This is a genomic window from Pokkaliibacter sp. CJK22405, from assembly GCF_046614695.1.
Lineage (GTDB): Bacteria > Pseudomonadota > Gammaproteobacteria > Pseudomonadales > Balneatricaceae > Pokkaliibacter.
Genome location: NZ_JBKKHQ010000014.1, coordinates 1 through 17,941, shown reverse-complemented (window position 1 = coordinate 17,941; position 17,941 = coordinate 1). Strand labels below are relative to the sequence as shown.

Here is a 17,941-nt window from a genome sequence, read left to right as displayed (position 1 = left end):
CAGCTTTAGATTCATTATTTAAACACTGACGTCCACTGACGTCATATTAAGGAAATTTCATCATTATGAATGCCGCCAAGACGCCACCTGTTGTACATCACAGCAATGACGCTAATGATGATATCGCCCTCGGTCAGCTCTTCGGAATTATTCTGGAAGGTAAGTGGATTATCGTCTGCTGCCTGGTGATAGCAGGGATACTAGGTGTTGGTATTGCGTTACTAAGCACTCCCATCTATCAGGCCAGCTCTCTTGTTCAAGTCGAGCCAAAGCAGTCAGGCATCGCCGCTATCAATATCCCTGGCCTAACTGATCAAGCCGCAGCGGACTCTGCCGCGAGCACCGAGACAGAAATCATTCAGTCTCGTTTTGTTCTAGGTAAAGTCATTGATAACCTTAAACTTCGTAATGTCGTCACACCGGATTATTTCCCAGTCATTGGTAGCTATATTGCTCGTAGATACAATAGTCAGCTTCATGAGGCTGGCGAGTTAAACTCACCCTTTATGGGACTTTCATCCTATGCCTGGGGTGGAGAGCAATTAGTACTGACTAGCCTGGAAGTACCAGACTATAAATTGAATAGCCCAATGATTGTTGAGGTTGGAGCTGCAAATAACTACACCCTCTACGATGCAAATGAGAATTTGATACTCAAGGGTCAAGTAGGTGAGTCTGCAAAGGACTCATCCGGTGAATACCTTGTTAATATAAAAACACTTACTGCACATCCAGGCACACGCTTTTTTATCAGTAAAGTGACTCCACTGAGCGCTTATAAAAATTTGCTGAGTAATTTGACAGTTGAGGAGAAAACTAAATCCAGTGGAATACTCACTCTCCAACTGACTGGAACGGATCAAGAAATCACCCAAAAAACTCTGGATAATATCAACCAGGTTTACTACCAACAGAATGTACAGCGCACTTCTGCAGAAGCGGAGAAAAGCCTTGAGTTTCTGGATAGCAAGTTGCCAGAAGTTAAGGGAGATCTTGAGCAGGCAGAAAAGCGTTTAAATGACTACCGGCTGGATGTTCACTCAGTCAATATTGATCTTGAAACAAAATCTATTCTTGATCAGGTTGTAACCCTGGAATCTCAGATTAATGAGCTCAACTTAAAAGAAGCGGATCTTCAACAAAAATACACCCCGAAATTTCCTGCTTATGCAGCACTAATTGAACAACGTGCAAAGCTCAAGGCAGAGAAGAAAACGCTAAATGATAAAATCAAGGCGTTACCAGAAACTCAGCAAGAAGTACTTCGCTATACACGTGATGTACAGGTAGGTAACCAGCTGTACCTGCAGATGCTAAGCCGAACTCAGGAATTGGATATTGCCAAGGCCAGCACCGTTGGTAATGTTCGAGTGCTCGATAGCGCTATTGTCGATCCGGCACCGGTAAAACCCCGTAAGCCACTTATCGTTGCGATTGCAGTGGTTCTGGGCTTCATTCTGGGAGCAGCGATTGTTTTTGTTCGTGCAGCTCTGCGTAAAGGGATTGAATCACCTGAACAAATTGAGCAGGAGCTTGGGCTATCTGTTTACGCGACGATTCCCTACAGTGAAGAACAGGACATCATCGATAAGGATTTTAAGAAAGGGAAACGCAAATCCGGCATGCTGGCGATTGAGAACCCAGCAGCACTCAGTATTGAGTCTTTAAGAGCACTTAGAACCAGCCTGCACTTTGCGATGATGGAGTCCAAAAATAACGTCATCTCTATTTCCGGGCCGAGTCCTGATATCGGTAAAAGTTTTGTTAGCTCCAACTTAGGTGCAGTCCTCGCTGCCGCTGGCAGTAAAATTCTGGTGATTGACGCTGACATGCGCAAAGGGCACTTACAGAAGTTCTTTGGCGTTCCTCGTGAAAATGGCCTGTCTGATTACCTGTGCGGAGATCAGCCCTGGCAGTCTGTGGTTCATCACAGCCTTCAGGATGGGCTCGATTTCATCTCAACCGGTACAATCCCACCAAACCCCTCTGAATTGCTGATGTCTCAGCGACTTGAAGCTCTGTTTACTGAGGCTGGTGAAAAGTACGACCTGATTCTGATCGACACGCCACCTATTATGGCCGTCACCGATGCCGCGATTATTGGCCGACTGGCGGGAGTTAGCCTGATGGTGGTTCGTTTTGGGCTTAACCCGTTACGTGAGATTGCCGCAGCTCACCGCCGTTTCGAACAAAATGGAATTCCAGTCAAAGGCTGTATCATGAACGGCATGAAGCGCTCCGGGCGCAACGCGGGCTATGGTTATGGCTACGGCTATTACAACTATGAATACAAGTCCCACACAAAGTGATTGAAAATTAATCAATGAAATTTCTGATCACTGGCGGCGCTGGCTTTATTGGCAGCGCCGTAGTTCGTTATATCCTGCGGGAAACCTCTGACGCCGTTATCAATGTGGACTTATTAACCTATGCAGGTAATCCAGACTCGCTCGCTTCAATAGAAAGTGATGCCCGATACCGGTTTTATCAGACGGATATCTGTAATCAGGCTACGGTGCTTGAGATATTACAAAAAGAGCAACCGGATGCGTTGATCCATCTTGCTGCCGAGAGCCATGTCGACCGCTCCATAGATGGCCCTGCTGCCTTCATAAAAACCAATATTGTTGGCACCTTCTCACTCCTCGAAGCCAGTCGACAGTATTGGGAAAGTTTGTCCTCAACAGATAAAGCGACGTTTCGCTTCCATCATGTAACGACCGATGAGGTCTACGGAGACCTGGGGGATTCAGAGGATAGCTTCACCGAGGAGAATGCCTATCATCCCAGCTCCCCCTACTCCGCCAGCAAAGCCAGCGCGGATCACTTGGTTCGCGCCTGGAACAGAACCTATAAACTTCCGGTTGTCATTTCCAGTTGCTCCAATAACTTTGGGCCTTATCAGTTTCCAGAGAAGCTGATTCCTCACATGATTCTGAGTGCACTTGAAGGTAAGTCGTTGCCTCTCTATGGCAATGGAAAGCAGATCAGAGACTGGCTCTTTGTTGATGATAATGCCAGAGCGCTTTATCAGGTGACGCAGAGGGGAAAGGTCGGCCAGACCTATAATATCGGCGGCAGTAATCAGCGACAGAATATAGAAGTGGTACAGGCGCTCTGTGCTCTGCTTGAAGAGCTGGCGCCGAAGAAGCCATCCCATGTTCAACACTATTCAGACCTGATCACCTATGTAGATGATCGCCCTGGCCATGATGTACGTTATGCGATCGATAGTAGCAAGATTAGAGCGGAGCTGGGCTGGCTGCCAGAAGAGAGCTTTGAGACAGGGCTGCGTAAAACGGTCGAGTGGTATCTGGCCAATATCAATTGGTGGTCTCGTGTTCTTTCCGGCGACTATCAGCTTTCTCGGCTTGGTACCCAGACTGAACCTACGACATAAGTACTCAAACTAAAAAGTTGCAGCCTCATGAATATCATCCCTACTCCGCTATCGGGTTGTTTCATCATCGAACCTCGCGTCTATAAAGATGAGCGGGGGTTCTTTCTTGAGAGCTTTCAGGCTGAACGGTATCGGACGACACTTGGTATCGATGCCATATTTGTTCAGGATAATCAGTCCCGATCTTCAAGGGGTGTGCTACGCGGTTTACATTTTCAGAGATCTAAACCCCAAGGCAAGTTAGTTTATGTGAGCCGGGGTGAAGTCATGGATGTCGCTGTAGATATTCGCCACGACTCTCCAACGTTTGGGCAGTGGACCAGCGTGGTACTCTCAGAAGATAACCATCGCCAGCTCTGGGTTCCTCCAGGATTCGCTCATGGTTTTGTCGTGCTTTCGGATATTGCTGACTATGCCTATAAGTGCACGGAGTATTACAACCCTGCCGATGAAGGTTCAATTGCCTGGAATGATCCGGACCTGGCTATCGACTGGCCTGAGGAAGTGAGTTTCACTCTGTCAGCGAAAGATGCATCAGCGCCCTCTTTCAGAGACTTTCAGTCCTTGTGAAGATTCTCCTTACCGGCGCAAGCGGCCAGCTGGGCAGATGTATAGTCGATGCCCTGCAAGAGACTGATCATCTATTCGTAGCTCCTGATTCCAGCGAGCTGAACATCACTCAACCTGAGTCCATACCCACTGCCTTTGCTCAATACAGACCAGACATTGTTATCAATACGGCTGCCTACACCGCCGTCGACAAAGCAGAGCAAGATGTTGAGCAAGCATTTCGGATCAATGAGCTGGGTCCCCGCTTATTGGCAAAAGCTTGCCAACAAGCAGGCATTCCACTGATTCATCTATCCACGGACTACGTTTTTGATGGCACTGCCACAGCACCCTACTCACCGGATGCAGTAACCTCTCCTCAAAATGTCTATGGGCAATCCAAGCTCAAGGGTGAAAAAGCGATCCAGGAAGAGTCCTCAGAGTATGTGATTCTTCGAACAAGCTGGCTGTTCAGTGAGTACCAGAATAACTTTGCTAAAACGATATTAAGACTGGCTCATTCACGAGACAGCCTAGCTGTTGTCGCCGACCAGTACGGCAGCCCAACCTACGCCGGGGATATCGCATCCGCTATCGTTGGCATCATTGATCAAATAAGCGCGGGAAATCATCAATGGGGTATTTACCATTACGTGGGTGATCGTGCGACAAGCTGGCATGGTTTCGCTGTGGCAATTATCGATGAAGCCTCAATGCAATCACCGGCCTTTAAGCGTATTCCGGTAAAAGCCATTGGTACTGAAGACTATCCCACTCCTGCAAAGCGTCCAGCCTTTTCAGTACTGGACATGACATCAACTGAAGCGACATGGAATATAAAACCCTCCAATTGGCGGGCAGCACTCGTTAGAATAACGCCCAAGGTAATAGCGGCTCTCCAGGAGTAATGAGCCTCATTACCCCTGACTATTCACAGGATGTGCAGATTAATGCAGACAACTCGACCAATTCTGGTGACTGGCGGCGCAGGTTATATCGGTAGTACGACACTGCTTTCGCTGATCAATGCAGGTTATCAGCCTATTGTGATTGATAACTTCAGTAATAGCAGTCCGGAAGCACTGGAGCGCGTCATGGAGCTCTCTGGTGTTGAAGTCCCTTCCGTGACCGCCGATATTGCCGATCAAAAGGCATTACGTGCCATTTTTCGTCGCTATAAAATTGAAGCCGTTATCCATTTCGCTGCGTTGAAATCCGTTGGCGAATCCGTAACTCAGCCCCTGCATTACTATCAGTGTAATGTCGCAGGCACACTAAAATTACTCGAAGTAATGGCAGAGTTTGGCTGCAAGCGTCTGATCTTCAGCTCCTCGGCAACCGTGTACGGTGATCCACAGTCACTGCCTCTTACCGAGACAAGCCCAACCTCGGCGACCAACCCCTATGGCCGGACCAAACTATTCCAGGAAGAGATCTTCAAGGATGTTTTCACCTCGGATAGCGAGTGGCAGTTCGCCCTTCTTCGCTACTTCAACCCGGTTGGCGCCCACGAGAGCGGCAGAATTGGCGAGCATCCCAATGGCATCCCCAATAATCTGATGCCATATATCGCTCAGGTCGCTGTAGGAAAGCGCGAGTCTTTACAAGTTTTCGGGGATGACTATCCCACCCCGGATGGCACAGGTGTTCGTGACTATATTCATGTGGTCGATCTTGCCGAGGGGCATGTCGCAGCACTTGGCAAGCTGGAGCAGTCGCCGGGCGGCGTCTACACCTATAACCTGGGCACCGGCCAAGGCTATTCAGTGCTGGAGATGTCCAAGGCATTTGAAAAAGCCTCTGGCAAGCCTGTGCCTTTCAATATCGCACCGCGCCGACCTGGCGATGTAGCGGCCTGCTATGCTGATGCTGCTAAAGCGGAGCTGGAGCTGGGATGGAAAGCGACTCGCACACTGGAGCAAATGTGCGAGGATGCATGGCGCTGGCAATCACAAAATCCTAATGGCTATGACAGCTAGATTGCTTAACGCCCCTTGAGGGAGAAATAAAAGGGAGCCTCGGCTCCCTTTTTCATATGCGCATCAAGCAACAGAATCAATTTAATACTCGAATCGGCTCATCCTTCAAAAAGGCCTTCACCGCTTCAACCATACCTTCATAAAACAAGCGGTAGGTATTTTCCGTCACGAATCCAACATGTGAGGTCAATACCGTATTATCGAGCGTGGTTAAAGGATGTTCTGCCGGAAGTGGCTCAATATCGAAGACATCCAACGCGGCACCGGCGATAGCGCCACTCTGCAGAGCCGTAATCAGGGCTTGCTCATTCACCAGAGGCCCACGTGACGTATTGATCAGCAGTGCACTTGGCTTCATCCGGGCAATGTCGTCTGTATCCAGCAGACTCCGTGTTCGGTCGCTCAATTTCATATGCAAAGTGACAATATCCGCCTGGCTTAACAGCTCAGCCTTGGTGGCGAATAAAACATCGGCCTCCATCGCCCTTTCCTCGGTAAGATTGGGGCTCCAGGCCATCACCTTCATACCAAAGGCCTTTGCCACCGGCACCATTTGCTGACCCAGCTTGCCAAGTCCAATAATGCCCAGCGTTTTCCCTTTGAGGTCACCGCCAATCGTGGTTTGCCACTGCCCTGCTCTCACTCGGCGATCTTCCAGCGCGACTTTTCTTACAAGACTCAGCATCAGCGCCCAAGTCATCTCAAAAGCAGCAGCACCATTATTTGGCGTTCCACAGACAGGAATATTCAGCGCTCTTGCCGCTTTCATATCAATCGCTGAATTACGCATACCTGAAGTAATCAACAGCTTTAGCTGCGGCAATTGTCTGAGGAGGTTGTCATCAAAGCGGGTACGCTCACGCATGGCGCAGATCACATCGGCATCTGCCAATGCCTCAAGCAACGCCTCACCTTCCAGCTTCTGGTTAAACACCTGAACCAGATGATGTTTTTTAACGGCTGACCAGTCTGCCATGCTCATGGCCACATCCTGATAGTCATCAAGAATAACGATTTTCATTGCCTTCCCTCGCGACAGTTATGGTGACAATAAAAAAGGGCTGAAGTATCAGCCCTTTTCCGTTTTATACATTCAACAGAAGATATTCGCGTTCCCAAGAAGAGATCACCTGCCAAAAGGTCAGATACTCTGCGTGCTTCACCGCACGGTAAGCTTCCACAAAGCGATCGCCTAACACCTCACGCATTGTTTCAGAGGCATAAAACAGGCGTAATGCTTCGTTCAGCGTCTGGGGAAGATCATCACTCGTTGCGCCCAAATGAGCATCGCTTGGCTGCGTGGGATTAAGCTCTTCGACCATCCCGAGATAGCCACAAATCAGGGTTGCGGCCATGGCCAGATAAGGATTGGCATCAGCCCCCGGCAGACGGTTCTCAACCCGACGCGCCTCCGGGCTCGCCATGGGGACGCGGAAAGCAGCAGTACGGTTGTCATAACCCCAGTTGGTATTGACGGGCGCACCGCTCATGGGACCAAGACGGCGATAGGAGTTCACATTGGGGGCCAGCATCGCCAGCACTTCGGGGGTGTACTTTTGCAAGCCAGCCACATAGGAATGGAACAGCATGGAGGGCTGGCCATTATCCTGACTGAAAATATTCTTTCCGGTTTCAACATCAACCACGCTTTGGTGAATATGCATGGCACTACCGGGCTGGCTTTGCATGGGTTTGGCCATGAACGTCGCGTACATGCTGTGGCGCATGGCAGCTTCACGCATGGTACGCTTAAAGCGAAATGCCTGATCCGCCAGCGTCAGCGGATCTCCATGTAGCAGGTTGATCTCAAGCTGAGCTGCACCGGCTTCGTGAATCAGGGTATCAATCTCCAGCCCCTGCTTTTCACAATAATTGTAGACATCCTCTACCAGTGGCTCGAACTCATTCACCGCATCAATACTGTATGACTGACGACCCGCTTCAGGGCGGCCTGAGCGTCCCACTGGCGGTTCTAATGGATAATCCGAGTCTGTATTCGGTTTAACTAAAAAGAACTCAAGCTCGGGCGCGACAACAGGTTTCCAGCCCTTTTCTTCGTAAAGCTTGAGTACGCGCTTGAGCACATAGCGTGGTGCGATATCGACCGGGCGGCCATCATGATGATAGGCATCATGAATCAGCTGGGCAGTCGGCTCAGTGGCCCAAGGGACAAGACAAATCGTATCGGTGTCCGGACGAAGAATAATATCGCCATCAGTCTTGATGGTTTCATCGTAATATTCATCCGGAAAGTCGCCAGCAACGGTCTGCAGAAAGATACCCTCAGGCAAACGCATGCCATTTTCCTGAGAATATTTTTCTGCAGGCACGATCTTGCCGCGCGCCACGCCAGATGCATCGGGCACGATGGCCTCGACCTCCACGATGCGATTATCCTTAAACCATTCCTTAATGGACACCATAGTAAACTCCAGCGGGTCTGAGAAACTGCTCTTCATCTTAGCGAGTCCACCGCACGCTGACAAAGAATCGGCATAAGGTTTTCCCTGCTATTGCGCTGTCCTGTGAATGAAAAGAACCCGCTGTTGCATCATAGCTAATGGCCAAACCTTTACTTGGCGCCGACAGGCCTCCCATAATGTGATCACAAGATGACCGTTATCCAGTTAATTAAGGTTTAGCGCATGTCGAATGATTATCCACGCTCTTATTATGCCGCCTCAGCCAAGCCCGGTGACCTTCAGCCGTTTCCAATGCTTACAGAACAACGTGATGCTGATGTCTGTGTCATAGGTGGTGGAATTACAGGTCTGAGTGCAGCGCTTAACCTGCGAGAGCGAGGCTACAGTGTGATGCTTCTTGAAGCCGAGCGTGTGGGCTGGGGAGCCTCAGGGCGAAGCGGCGGTCAGATTCTGACCAGCTATGCCTGTGAGATGGAACCTATCGAGGCGCAACTCGGCTTTGAAGAAGCCAAGCGACTGTGGGACATGTCCGTGGAATCAGTGGCATTGGTCAAGGAACAGATTCAGCGCCACCACATTGATTGCGATTGGTTATCAGGCACCAGTTCAGCTGCCATCAAACCGCGCCAGCTACGCGGCCTCCAAGAATGGCATGATGATATCAGCGGGCGCTATAACTACCCCCATCTTGAATGGAAAGAAGGCCGCGATTACGACAGTGTGGCGAATAGCCCGCAATATATAGGTGGCGTCGTGGATACCTTTGCCGGGCACTTACATCCACTTAACTACACGCTGGGCTTGGCGCGCGCAGCCAGAGACTCGGGTGTCGAGATTTTCGAGAAAACACGCGCGCTCTCATTACAAAAAGGGAGTACTTGTGTAGTCACCACGGAGTCTGGATCAGTTCGCTGTAAGAATCTCGTCCTCGCTGGCAATGCCTATCTTGGTAAGCTGGAACCGGCGTTAGATAGTAAAATTATGCCAGTCGGTACCTACATCGTTTCGACAGAAGTTCTGGGCGAGGATCGTCTGCGCAAGTTCCTCCCCGGCTATCATGCGATAGCGGATGCCAACTTCGTGCTGGACTATTTTCGCCCCACCGGCGACCACCGCTTACTCTTTGGCGGACGAGTCAGCTATTCCGGCCTGCAACCACCTGACTTAAGCAGTGGCCTTCGTCGCCGTATGCTGAAAGTCTTCCCCGGCTTGAGTGATGTAAAAATCGAGCATGCCTGGGGTGGATTTGTCGATATTACAGTCAACCGCGCGCCACACTTTGGCCGGTTGGGAAATGATCCTGTGTATTTTGCCCAAGGCTTTTCCGGACACGGAATGGCACTAACCAACCTTGCCGGCAAGGTCATTGCGGAGGCGATTGACGGTGATAACTCTCGGCTGGATGTCTTTAGTCACCTGAAGCACCAGAACTTTCCAGGCGGGCGACTACTCAGAATGCCATCACTCGTACTGGCGATGATGTACTACCGGCTGCGCGACCTGCTCTAGCAATAGCGATTACAGCTCGACGGAAAACCCCAGACCACCCGGCCTGGTGCGGTTATTACGCTCCTCACGGGGCGTAATCTGAAAATGATTGCGATAGGTCGTGCTGAAATGAGAGGCCGATGAGAAGCCGCACGCCAGCCCCACTTGCACAATACTCTTGTTACTTTGCTGCAGCATCTGCCGTGCACGCTCAAGGCGCAGTTCCAGATAATACTTGGACGGAACCGTGACCAGATACTTCTTAAACAAGCGCTCAAGATGCCGCCTGGAAACCCCAACATGCATGGCCAGATCATCCGGGCTCAGCGGCTCCTCGATATTGGCCTCCATCAGCGTCACCGCTTCTATCAGCTTCGGCTGAGAGACGCCGATGCGGGATTTCAAAGGAACGCGCTGTGGCTCTTCATGTGTTCGGATTCGCTCACAGACGAACTGCTCTGAGATGGACGCGGCGAGATCCAGCCCAAACTGATGGCCAATAATATGCAGAATCATATCCATTGAAGCCGATCCGCCAGAGCAAGTGAAACGACCATTATCAACTTCAAAAAGATTCGTCGTCAGGTAGGTATTTGGGAAGGACTCACGCAGATGGTTTAAATCCCACCAGTGAATCGTTGCCTTACAGCCATCAAGTAATCCCGCTCGAGCCAACAAATAGCTCCCCGTACCCACGCCTCCGATGGCAAGCAGTCTTCTGCCATGGTTTCGTAGCCAACTGAGCTCTGTCTCGTGGCCCGTCTTGGCGATAGGACTGGCGCCAATCACCAGTAATAAATCAACCTCTGGAAAGTCATCCAGCGCATGATCCACCTGCATTGTCGCACCGACACTGGCAGCCACTCCGGCTCCATCGGTACTCAGAGAGATGTATTCATACAGCGTCTTACCGGAGATCCAGTTAGCCATACGCAATGGCTCAACTGCAGAGGAATAGCTCAGCAGCGAAAAATTAGGCAATAGAAGGAAGCCGAAGCGAAGCGGCTTTTGACGATGGTGTTGTCGGGTCAGCAAAACGTGCACTAATCGAACTCGACACAGGGAAGATGACTTGAGTTTACCTAACTGAAAAAAATTAATCGCCCCTGCCGCTGTCCATCATCAACGACAGACAGCGGCCGAAAGGCGTCGTCGAACACTCCATAGAAGCGGGAGGGCTGACAGGAAGTCTACACTTTGTCCTTATCAATAAAGTCAGCCCGGACAATCAGCCCACCCTCTTTGGCATTCCTGCAGCTGAGCTCGCCACCATGAAAACGTATGACACGATCCACGATTGCCAGCCCAATGCCATAGCCGCCACCAGATTGGCGCGCTGCATCACCTCGATAGAAGGGCTTAAACAGATGCTCAATACTATCCTCAGAGGCGCCTTCGCCTTCATCACGAATTTCAAAGAACCAGTGCTCGGGGCTGATTCTCTCCTGAAGAATATGGACGGTGCTAGCCTCTGGCGTGTACTTCATCGCATTACGAATCAGATTATCCATCGCTCGTCCCAGCCAGCGCTCCTGCCCGGTAATCTCGATACCTGAGTCCAGCTGACAGTCAAACTTAAGACAACGCGCTGTTGCCTCAAGCTGAGCAAGCTCAACACGTTCCTGCCAAAGTTCCGCCATATCCACATCGGTACGATCATCATCCGGCTGATTAGCCCGAACCAAGGTCAGCACTTCATCGATCAGCTCATTAAGCGCCTCGCCTTCTGCTTCAATACGATTAAGCTCACGGCTAATTTCATCCCCGGAGCGGTGCCTGGCGATCTCAAGGGCTATCTGCAGGCGCGCCAAAGGGGTTCGTAACTCATGAGAGATATCACGCAGTAGCTGCTGCTGATCCTCAAGCAGCGACTGCAAGCGAGCAGCCATGGTATTAAAGTCTTTCCCCAAACGGCCCAGCTCATCACGCCGGCGAAGGACGCTTTCATCCACACGAGTTGAAAGATAACCGCGGCTAAGCTCACGAGTGGCCTGACTAAGCGCACTCACCGGCTGGGTAATAAAACGTGTAATCAACAGCCCTCCTAGCGCCACAATCACCACAGCCATCGCCAGATAAATGGGGAGACGCTCACGCTGGGCATTGTCAAAGCGGCGAGGCTGATCAATCACCAGCCAGTAAGGATCAGCATTAGGCGTCATTTCAACGGGGATCAATCGCCATCCGGCGATATCAATGCTGCGGTCTTCACGATAGCCGCCCGGGGGAGGGCCACGCTTGATCAGGCGGTAAATATCTCGGGGAAATGGCCGCCGATGTTCGAGATCATCCACCCGGATCAGCTTAAGGTCAGGCGTCATTAACATTACGCCCTGCTCTTTCCAGGATTGCTCGACCGCGGGACGACCCTGCTTTTGATACTGCTCGATCAAGCTACGGCCAATGGTTTGCCACTGGTTATTTTTCATCTCCGCATCAAAGTCGATACGACGCATGGTCTCAGCAGTCCAGAAGGTCACTGCGACCACAACGGCAACCGTCAAAAGCATGGCCGTCAGGACTTTCCAGTAAAGACGCTTCATCAGCCGGCCTCAGGCAAAGACAACAGGTAGCCCTGTCCACGCACCGTCGATATCCGCGGGATGCCATCAGACTCGCCCAACTTCTTGCGAAGATTACTGATATGCATGTCCAGACTACGATCATAGGGCTGCAAACGTTTGTGCAGGACGGCTCGGCTGAGAGCATCACGGCTCAAAAGCTCATCCGGATGCGCAAGAAGCTCAAGCAGAAGGCTGTATTCAGTTCCAGTCAGCGCCAGGATCTCCTCACCAATCTTCACCTGACGAGACTTGCTGTTAATCTGCAGCGCACCTGCGCGCATTTGATTATTCCCCAAACTCACATTTTCGCCTGGGACGCTACGCTCCAGCTCTACGCGGCGCAATAAAGCACGGATACTGGCCAATAGCAGACGAGGACTACAGGGTTTGGGCAGATAGTCATCTGCCCCCATTTCAAGACCCACAATGCGGTCAACCTCATCACCGCGAGCGGTTAACATAATCACGGGCGTCGCTTTGTCCTGCCGCAGCTCTCGCAGTAAATCAAAGCCATTCTTACGAGGCAGCATGATATCGAGAATGATGAGATCGACATCCTGCTTCTGGGCAAGCTCAAGACCTTCTTCTCCATCGGCTGCCCGTAGCAGCGTATAGCCTTCAATTTCCAGAAGCTCAGTCAGCAGAGCGGCCAATCCTTCGTCATCCTCTACCAGAAGTAGGTTAGCCATGAGTTTCTCCTTCAATGCTGTGTCATATATGACGTCTTGCAACTATTTTGGCACAACTACTGTTGCATAAAAGCCCGTGAAACAACGTTTTACACCCCCTTTACAGCGTCCTGACAACACTTTACTCCCAGAGGCATAGACTGAATCCTGTCAAAACAACAAACTGATATCACAACTGAGCACAAGCCAATTCCCTTCGGACTTTCGTAAGTGCTCACTGGAGAACTTATCATGAAGAAAGCACTGACTACCGTTACCTTCGCAACCACTTTGCTGGCAGCTACTTTAAGTGGAGCTGTTTTCGCTAAAGGCGATCAAGAAGGCAATGACTGCCGCGGCCCTCGTGATCATGGTCCCCGTATGGATATGGAACATGGCGATCGTCCAGGTCCGGACATGCGCCTTGAGTTCATGAAGAAAGACCTGAACCTGTCCGATGAACAGGTTGCCAAGATCAAGGAAATCTACGCCAGCCACAAGTCTGAGCGTGAAGAAATTCATAAGCAGGAGCAGGCACTGCGACAAAAAATTCAGTCTGAGGTTCAGTCAACCTTGACGGACGAGCAAAAAGCCAAAGTCGAAGCCCGCAAAGAAAAACATGAGGCGAAGCTGGAAAAGCGCATCGAGATGATGCAGAAGCAGCTGGACAAGATGAAGAAATCTGACGCATAAGCATTAACAGTTAAGTCAGGAACCATTTTAGAGGCGGGGTAAAACCCGCCTTTTTTATATCTATAAAATATATAAAACTCATCAAACATTCTTGGACAGCATAAGCAGAGACTTCTAACCTGACCCGCGATAGCTAAATCCCTTAGCCTGTAGCAAGCATATCGGTCTTGAAGATTACACCATGTCCATTTCTCAGCTTATTGTCATTGCCACTCTGCTTTGGATGCTGACCTCCTTCGTACGAGAAAAGCGAGGGCCAGATATCACCGCGGGAATTGGTGTCGCTATATTATTGGCAACCGGGATTATTTCTCCTTCGCAGACGCTCGGGGTATTCAGTAATCCTGCCCCAGTCACGATTGCCTGTATGTTTGTTCTCAGCGCCGCCTTGGAGCGTACAGGCTGTGTTGCCTGGCTGGCAGAATGTATTGGCAAACTTTGTGGTCAGGGGCTTCGCTCCACACTGTTTGGCCTGATCGTCGTGGTCATCGGTCTTTCTGCTTTTATCAATAACACTCCGGTAGTAGCGATTTTTACCCCCGTTGCCATGGCGTTGGCACGAAGCCGTAATATCAGCCCAGCCAAGCTATTAATACCGCTGTCCTATGCCTCGATTATGGGCGGAACGACAACCCTTATAGGCACCTCAACGAATATTCTCGTCGATGGCGTCATGCGTGATATGGGCCTTGCACCGTTGCATATTTTCTCGATAAGCGCCTATGGAATTATTGCTGCCCTCGCTGGTGTGATTTTTCTTATTCTGCTGGGGCCTAGACTGTTACCTGCACGAGCCACTCTAAGCCAAAGCCTTCAGTCAGCCACAGACCGCGTTTTTATGAGTGAGGTTCAGGTTCCCTCGCGCTCGGCCGTTATTGGGCAGACGCTGACAGATGCAGGACTTAACGGCGGAAGTGGCATTCAGGTCTTCAAAATTTATCGCAATGATGAGGAGCTTAGTCAGCCTTCCGGCGCGACTCACCTTGAAGCAGGAGATCGCCTGTTGATGCATTCCTCCGTCAGGCACATGCTGGATCTGCGCGCTGATGGCAGGCTGAACTTTGTGCGTGAGCAGGATGCCATTATTGAAGCGAAGAACACCTCTGCCAGCCTTCATGAGGTCATCGTCGGACGCCACTCCCGTTATACTGATCGCCCCATGTCAGAGCTCAATCTCACTGCACGTTATGGCATTCAGGTTCAGGCAGTGCATCGCAAAGATGAGAATATTCAGGCGGATTTGGAGCAGCTTCAGCTCCATTTTGGCGATGTCCTTCTAGTCGAAGGCACATCTGAGCAGATTCGTCGTTTTGCCGATAACGGTGATCTCATCATTCTTAACAGCATTGAAGAGAAGACCTACCGAAAGAAGAAAGCTCCTCTGGCAATTCTTGCAATCCTGCTAGTGATGAGCCTTGCAGCCGCTGGCGTTATGCCAATCGAGGGTCTGGCCCTGATAGCCGCAGCCAGCATGCTGATGACAGGCTGCTTAACTGAAGAGGAGGCTTATAAAGCCATCGAGTGGCGAATATTACTGATGATTTTCGGCATGTTGGCAGTCAGCAAAGGCATTGATAATACCGGCCTTGCTGAGCTTCTGGTCAATCAGCTTGCAACACTAACAGCCCATGCGGGACCCGTCGTTGTTCTTTCTATGGTCTATCTTCTCACCTCAATCCTGACGGAAGTACTGAGTAATAATGCGGTCGCTGTACTGATTGCGCCGATTGCTATTGCCTTGGCGCAACAATTGGGCTTTAACCCTTATCCCTTCGCCATTGCCGTCATGTTCGCGGCAAGCGCCAGTTTCGCAACACCTATCGGCTATCAGACAAACACCTTTGTATACAGTGCAGGAGGCTATCGCTTCTCGGACTTCCTTCGAATCGGCCTGCCAATGAATCTTTTAATGTGGGTTATCGCGACCCTGCTGATTCCGATACTATGGCCGCTGACCTGATACAGCTTCACTGAGAAAGTCTGATCTTTGCTAGACTGAATCAAAAAAGAGCATTTTTTCATGAGCAAACGTCTATATGTTGCCTACACTGGCGGCACGATCGGAATGCAACCCAGCAATGCCGGCTTTATTCCGGCGGCCAACTTTCTACAAAAGTTTTTTGATGCCCTGCCCGAACAGAGTAAGGATGGCTTCAGCTTCACATTTAATGAATATGAACATCTTATCGACTCTTCAAATGCCACGCCCGCAGACTGGCTAACCATCGCTCGGGATATACAACACGCCTACGACCATCACGATGCCTTTTTGATACTTCATGGCACCGATACCATGTCCTACACGGCTTCAGCACTATCGTTCTGGCTGCAGGGCCTCGACAAGCCGGTGATAGTCTCAGGCTCACAAATTCCCTACTGTATGGGTAGAACCGATGCCATCAGTAATGTCGTAAATACGTTAACGTGGCTAAAGGAAGATGCCCTCTCTGAGGTGGCTGTGGTTTTTCATGACCGGCTACTACGCGGTAATGCGAGCTCTAAAGTCGATGCAACACAGATGGCCGCATTTGACTCCCCTAACCAGCCATGGCTGGGACAGTTAGCAATCTCCGCCAAAGCGGATTATCGCCGCTGGCTAACCAAGCCAATTCATAAGCCAACCTGGCAACTACCTTCAGAAGCCCATAACAATGTGGCAATGCTGCGGATTTACCCTGGGATGAACGTTAAACTCATCCAAGCGGCATTAGACTCAGATGAAACACGCGGTCTGATACTTCTAGGCTATGGTGTAGGTAATGCACCAGATGCAGATCTGGCGTTAATGAACACATTTAGTCATTACAGCGCTCGCGGACGGATTATCTGCGTACTGAGTCAGTGTGCTAAGGGAACGGTGTCAGCAACCTATGCAGCAGGGGCAAGATTAGCAGAATGTGGAGTAATAGCTGGTGGGAACATGACTCCTGAGGCAGCCTTTACCAAGCTACACGTACTGCTATCTCAGGAAAATACGGCTGAAGCGGTGAAGCAGCAGATGCAGATTAATCTGTGTGGAGAAATGGGTTAATGACTAACTCGCTTTGTCATATTCGCTAAAGAATCGCAAAGTCAGATAGGCATTAACCACATCATGTCCACCCACGTGACGAGCTACCTTCAACAACTTACAAGCCCAGTTCAAACGCTGGGCTTCTTTTATGCTCTGCTCCCAGACGCTTACAGGGGCAGTATCCCGATATGTATTTAGGACGGGCCGACTATAGTCAGCGTCACCCCATAGTCTGAACAAGCTATGTGTGAAAAGAAGTAAATCCCTTACCTGACAGAGTAGAGGATCAAGCCTAGCCGCCAGATTCTCTTCGAAATCAATAAAGGTGACCTGTTCTCCATCCCACAATATATCCCGTAATGCCGGCCTTCCATGCCAGCCACCTCGGGCATGAATATCGCCAAGCGCAGCAGCGACCTTTTGCAGGATACCTAGCTTATCTGCAGCACTTAATGTTTTATCTTTAAGCACTCCGCGAATAGAACGGCCACCATCCCTGATAACGAACCACTCATCCGACTGAGCCACCACTTCAGGGACAGGCATACCTTTTTGATGGAGAAGACGAATACGAGCTGCTTCAGCCAGAAGCTCTTCTGCACCGCCACTGGCAACCGTGGAGCGAAGCAAAGGATTTTTAATAAGTGTAGATAGAGGAGAAGCGAGACGATGCCAGATAGTAACTCTGGTTTCCTCAGGAGATTTAACCCAAAAGCTTTCATTCTGCCAATCGATGCGTATCACTCGCTTGGCAGAAGCAGAGACCTGCTTTTCAACAAAATCAATAAAATCCCGATTCACAAAAAACCCAATTTCTTTAGCAATATTTACTACAGAAATAATACAGCATATTTCCACTGAATTGAGGTGATGACTCACATTCATTATGGAAAAAACCTTCAAATCTCTCCTTGCTATTTTTTAACGTATTTACCCTTCGAAAATATCACTAGTCAGCAGAGATACTCTGAGCAAGATGGTCTGGCAAGTCAGTGAAATCCCCATGGAAAGTACGGAGTAAAAGCCTTTTGACTGCACAGCTCTGGAGAGGGAAAAGTTCTCAGCAAGCGCCTTGGCCTTTTTCCAGGCATAAAAAAACACCCTGACCATTTCTGATCAGGGTGTCGGTGTTGGATGCCTGGCAATGACCTACTCTCACATGGG

The 17,941-nt window shown here is 50.1% G+C and carries 15 protein-coding genes; 9 read left to right on the top strand and 6 right to left on the bottom strand.

Going from position 1 to position 17,941, the window contains the following annotated elements:
- Positions 1-65 precede the first annotated feature (65 nt).
- Genes ACKC9G_RS10550 through galE form a run of 5 tightly spaced genes read left to right on the top strand, consistent with a single transcriptional unit; the run spans position 66 to position 5,928 of the window.
- Entirely contained in the window at positions 66-2,309 is a 2,244-nt protein-coding gene (locus ACKC9G_RS10550; protein WP_411405067.1) for a polysaccharide biosynthesis tyrosine autokinase, read from the top strand.
- A gap of 14 nt (positions 2,310-2,323) precedes the next feature.
- Positions 2,324-3,400, top strand: a complete 1,077-nt coding sequence (rfbB, locus tag ACKC9G_RS10545) for a dTDP-glucose 4,6-dehydratase (protein WP_411405065.1) — start codon at positions 2,324-2,326, stop codon at positions 3,398-3,400.
- Positions 3,401-3,427: 27 nt separating this feature from the next.
- Positions 3,428-3,970, top strand: a complete 543-nt coding sequence (gene rfbC / locus ACKC9G_RS10540; RefSeq protein WP_411405063.1) for a dTDP-4-dehydrorhamnose 3,5-epimerase — start codon at positions 3,428-3,430, stop codon at positions 3,968-3,970.
- The gene (rfbD, locus tag ACKC9G_RS10535) at positions 3,967-4,857 is read left to right on the top strand and encodes a dTDP-4-dehydrorhamnose reductase (protein ID WP_411405061.1); all 891 of its coding nucleotides are present in this window, start codon (positions 3,967-3,969) and stop codon (positions 4,855-4,857) included. Before rfbC ends, rfbD begins: the two co-directional genes overlap by 4 nt.
- 42 nt (positions 4,858-4,899) lie before the next feature.
- A complete protein-coding gene (gene galE, locus ACKC9G_RS10530; RefSeq protein ID WP_411405059.1) occupies positions 4,900-5,928 on the top strand; it encodes a UDP-glucose 4-epimerase GalE in 1,029 nt (342 codons plus the stop codon).
- 76 nt (positions 5,929-6,004) lie between these two features.
- On the opposite strand, the gene ACKC9G_RS10525 is transcribed toward galE, so the two are convergent.
- Both ACKC9G_RS10525 and ACKC9G_RS10520 read right to left on the bottom strand, forming a co-directional pair.
- The gene (locus tag ACKC9G_RS10525) at positions 6,005-6,949 is read right to left on the bottom strand and encodes a D-2-hydroxyacid dehydrogenase family protein (protein WP_411405057.1); all 945 of its coding nucleotides are present in this window, start codon (positions 6,947-6,949) and stop codon (positions 6,005-6,007) included.
- A gap of 64 nt (positions 6,950-7,013) precedes the next feature.
- Positions 7,014-8,387 carry a glutamine synthetase family protein gene (locus ACKC9G_RS10520; protein WP_411405055.1) on the bottom strand — a complete coding sequence of 458 codons (1,374 nt, stop codon included), beginning with the start codon at positions 8,385-8,387 and terminating at the stop codon, positions 7,014-7,016.
- Between the two features lie 186 nt (positions 8,388-8,573).
- Between ACKC9G_RS10520 and ACKC9G_RS10515 the strand changes: the two genes are divergently transcribed.
- Positions 8,574-9,860, top strand: a complete 1,287-nt coding sequence (locus ACKC9G_RS10515; protein ID WP_411405053.1) for an NAD(P)/FAD-dependent oxidoreductase — start codon at positions 8,574-8,576, stop codon at positions 9,858-9,860.
- A 9-nt stretch (positions 9,861-9,869) separates the two neighbouring features.
- On the opposite strand, the gene ACKC9G_RS10510 is transcribed toward ACKC9G_RS10515, so the two are convergent.
- The 3 genes from ACKC9G_RS10510 to ACKC9G_RS10500 form a co-directional block, all read right to left on the bottom strand.
- Positions 9,870-10,769: a GlxA family transcriptional regulator gene (locus ACKC9G_RS10510; protein WP_411405051.1), complete on the bottom strand. Its 900-nt coding sequence runs from the start codon at positions 10,767-10,769 to the stop codon at positions 9,870-9,872.
- A 260-nt stretch (positions 10,770-11,029) separates the two neighbouring features.
- A complete protein-coding gene (locus tag ACKC9G_RS10505) occupies positions 11,030-12,382 on the bottom strand; it encodes a sensor histidine kinase (RefSeq protein WP_411405049.1) in 1,353 nt (450 codons plus the stop codon).
- Entirely contained in the window at positions 12,382-13,092 is a 711-nt protein-coding gene (locus ACKC9G_RS10500) for a response regulator (protein ID WP_411405047.1), read from the bottom strand. Before ACKC9G_RS10500 ends, ACKC9G_RS10505 begins: the two co-directional genes overlap by 1 nt.
- A 231-nt stretch (positions 13,093-13,323) precedes the next feature.
- Here ACKC9G_RS10500 and ACKC9G_RS10495 point away from each other — a divergent pair, with 231 nt between their 5' ends.
- The 3 genes from ACKC9G_RS10495 (at position 13,324) to ACKC9G_RS10485 (ending at position 16,795) form a co-directional block, all read left to right on the top strand.
- The gene (locus tag ACKC9G_RS10495) at positions 13,324-13,764 is read left to right on the top strand and encodes a Spy/CpxP family protein refolding chaperone (RefSeq protein ID WP_411405045.1); all 441 of its coding nucleotides are present in this window, start codon (positions 13,324-13,326) and stop codon (positions 13,762-13,764) included.
- 181 nt (positions 13,765-13,945) lie between these two features.
- Positions 13,946-15,724, top strand: coding sequence for an SLC13 family permease (locus tag ACKC9G_RS10490; RefSeq protein WP_411405043.1), 1,779 nt, complete (start codon positions 13,946-13,948; stop codon positions 15,722-15,724).
- 60 nt (positions 15,725-15,784) lie between these two features.
- The gene (locus ACKC9G_RS10485; protein ID WP_411405041.1) at positions 15,785-16,795 is read left to right on the top strand and encodes an asparaginase domain-containing protein; all 1,011 of its coding nucleotides are present in this window, start codon (positions 15,785-15,787) and stop codon (positions 16,793-16,795) included.
- A 3-nt stretch (positions 16,796-16,798) separates the two neighbouring features.
- Here the strand turns inward: ACKC9G_RS10485 and ACKC9G_RS10480 are convergent, their stop codons facing one another.
- A complete protein-coding gene (locus ACKC9G_RS10480; RefSeq protein WP_411405039.1) occupies positions 16,799-17,680 on the bottom strand; it encodes a hypothetical protein in 882 nt (293 codons plus the stop codon).
- Positions 17,681-17,941: the final 261 nt, after the last annotated feature.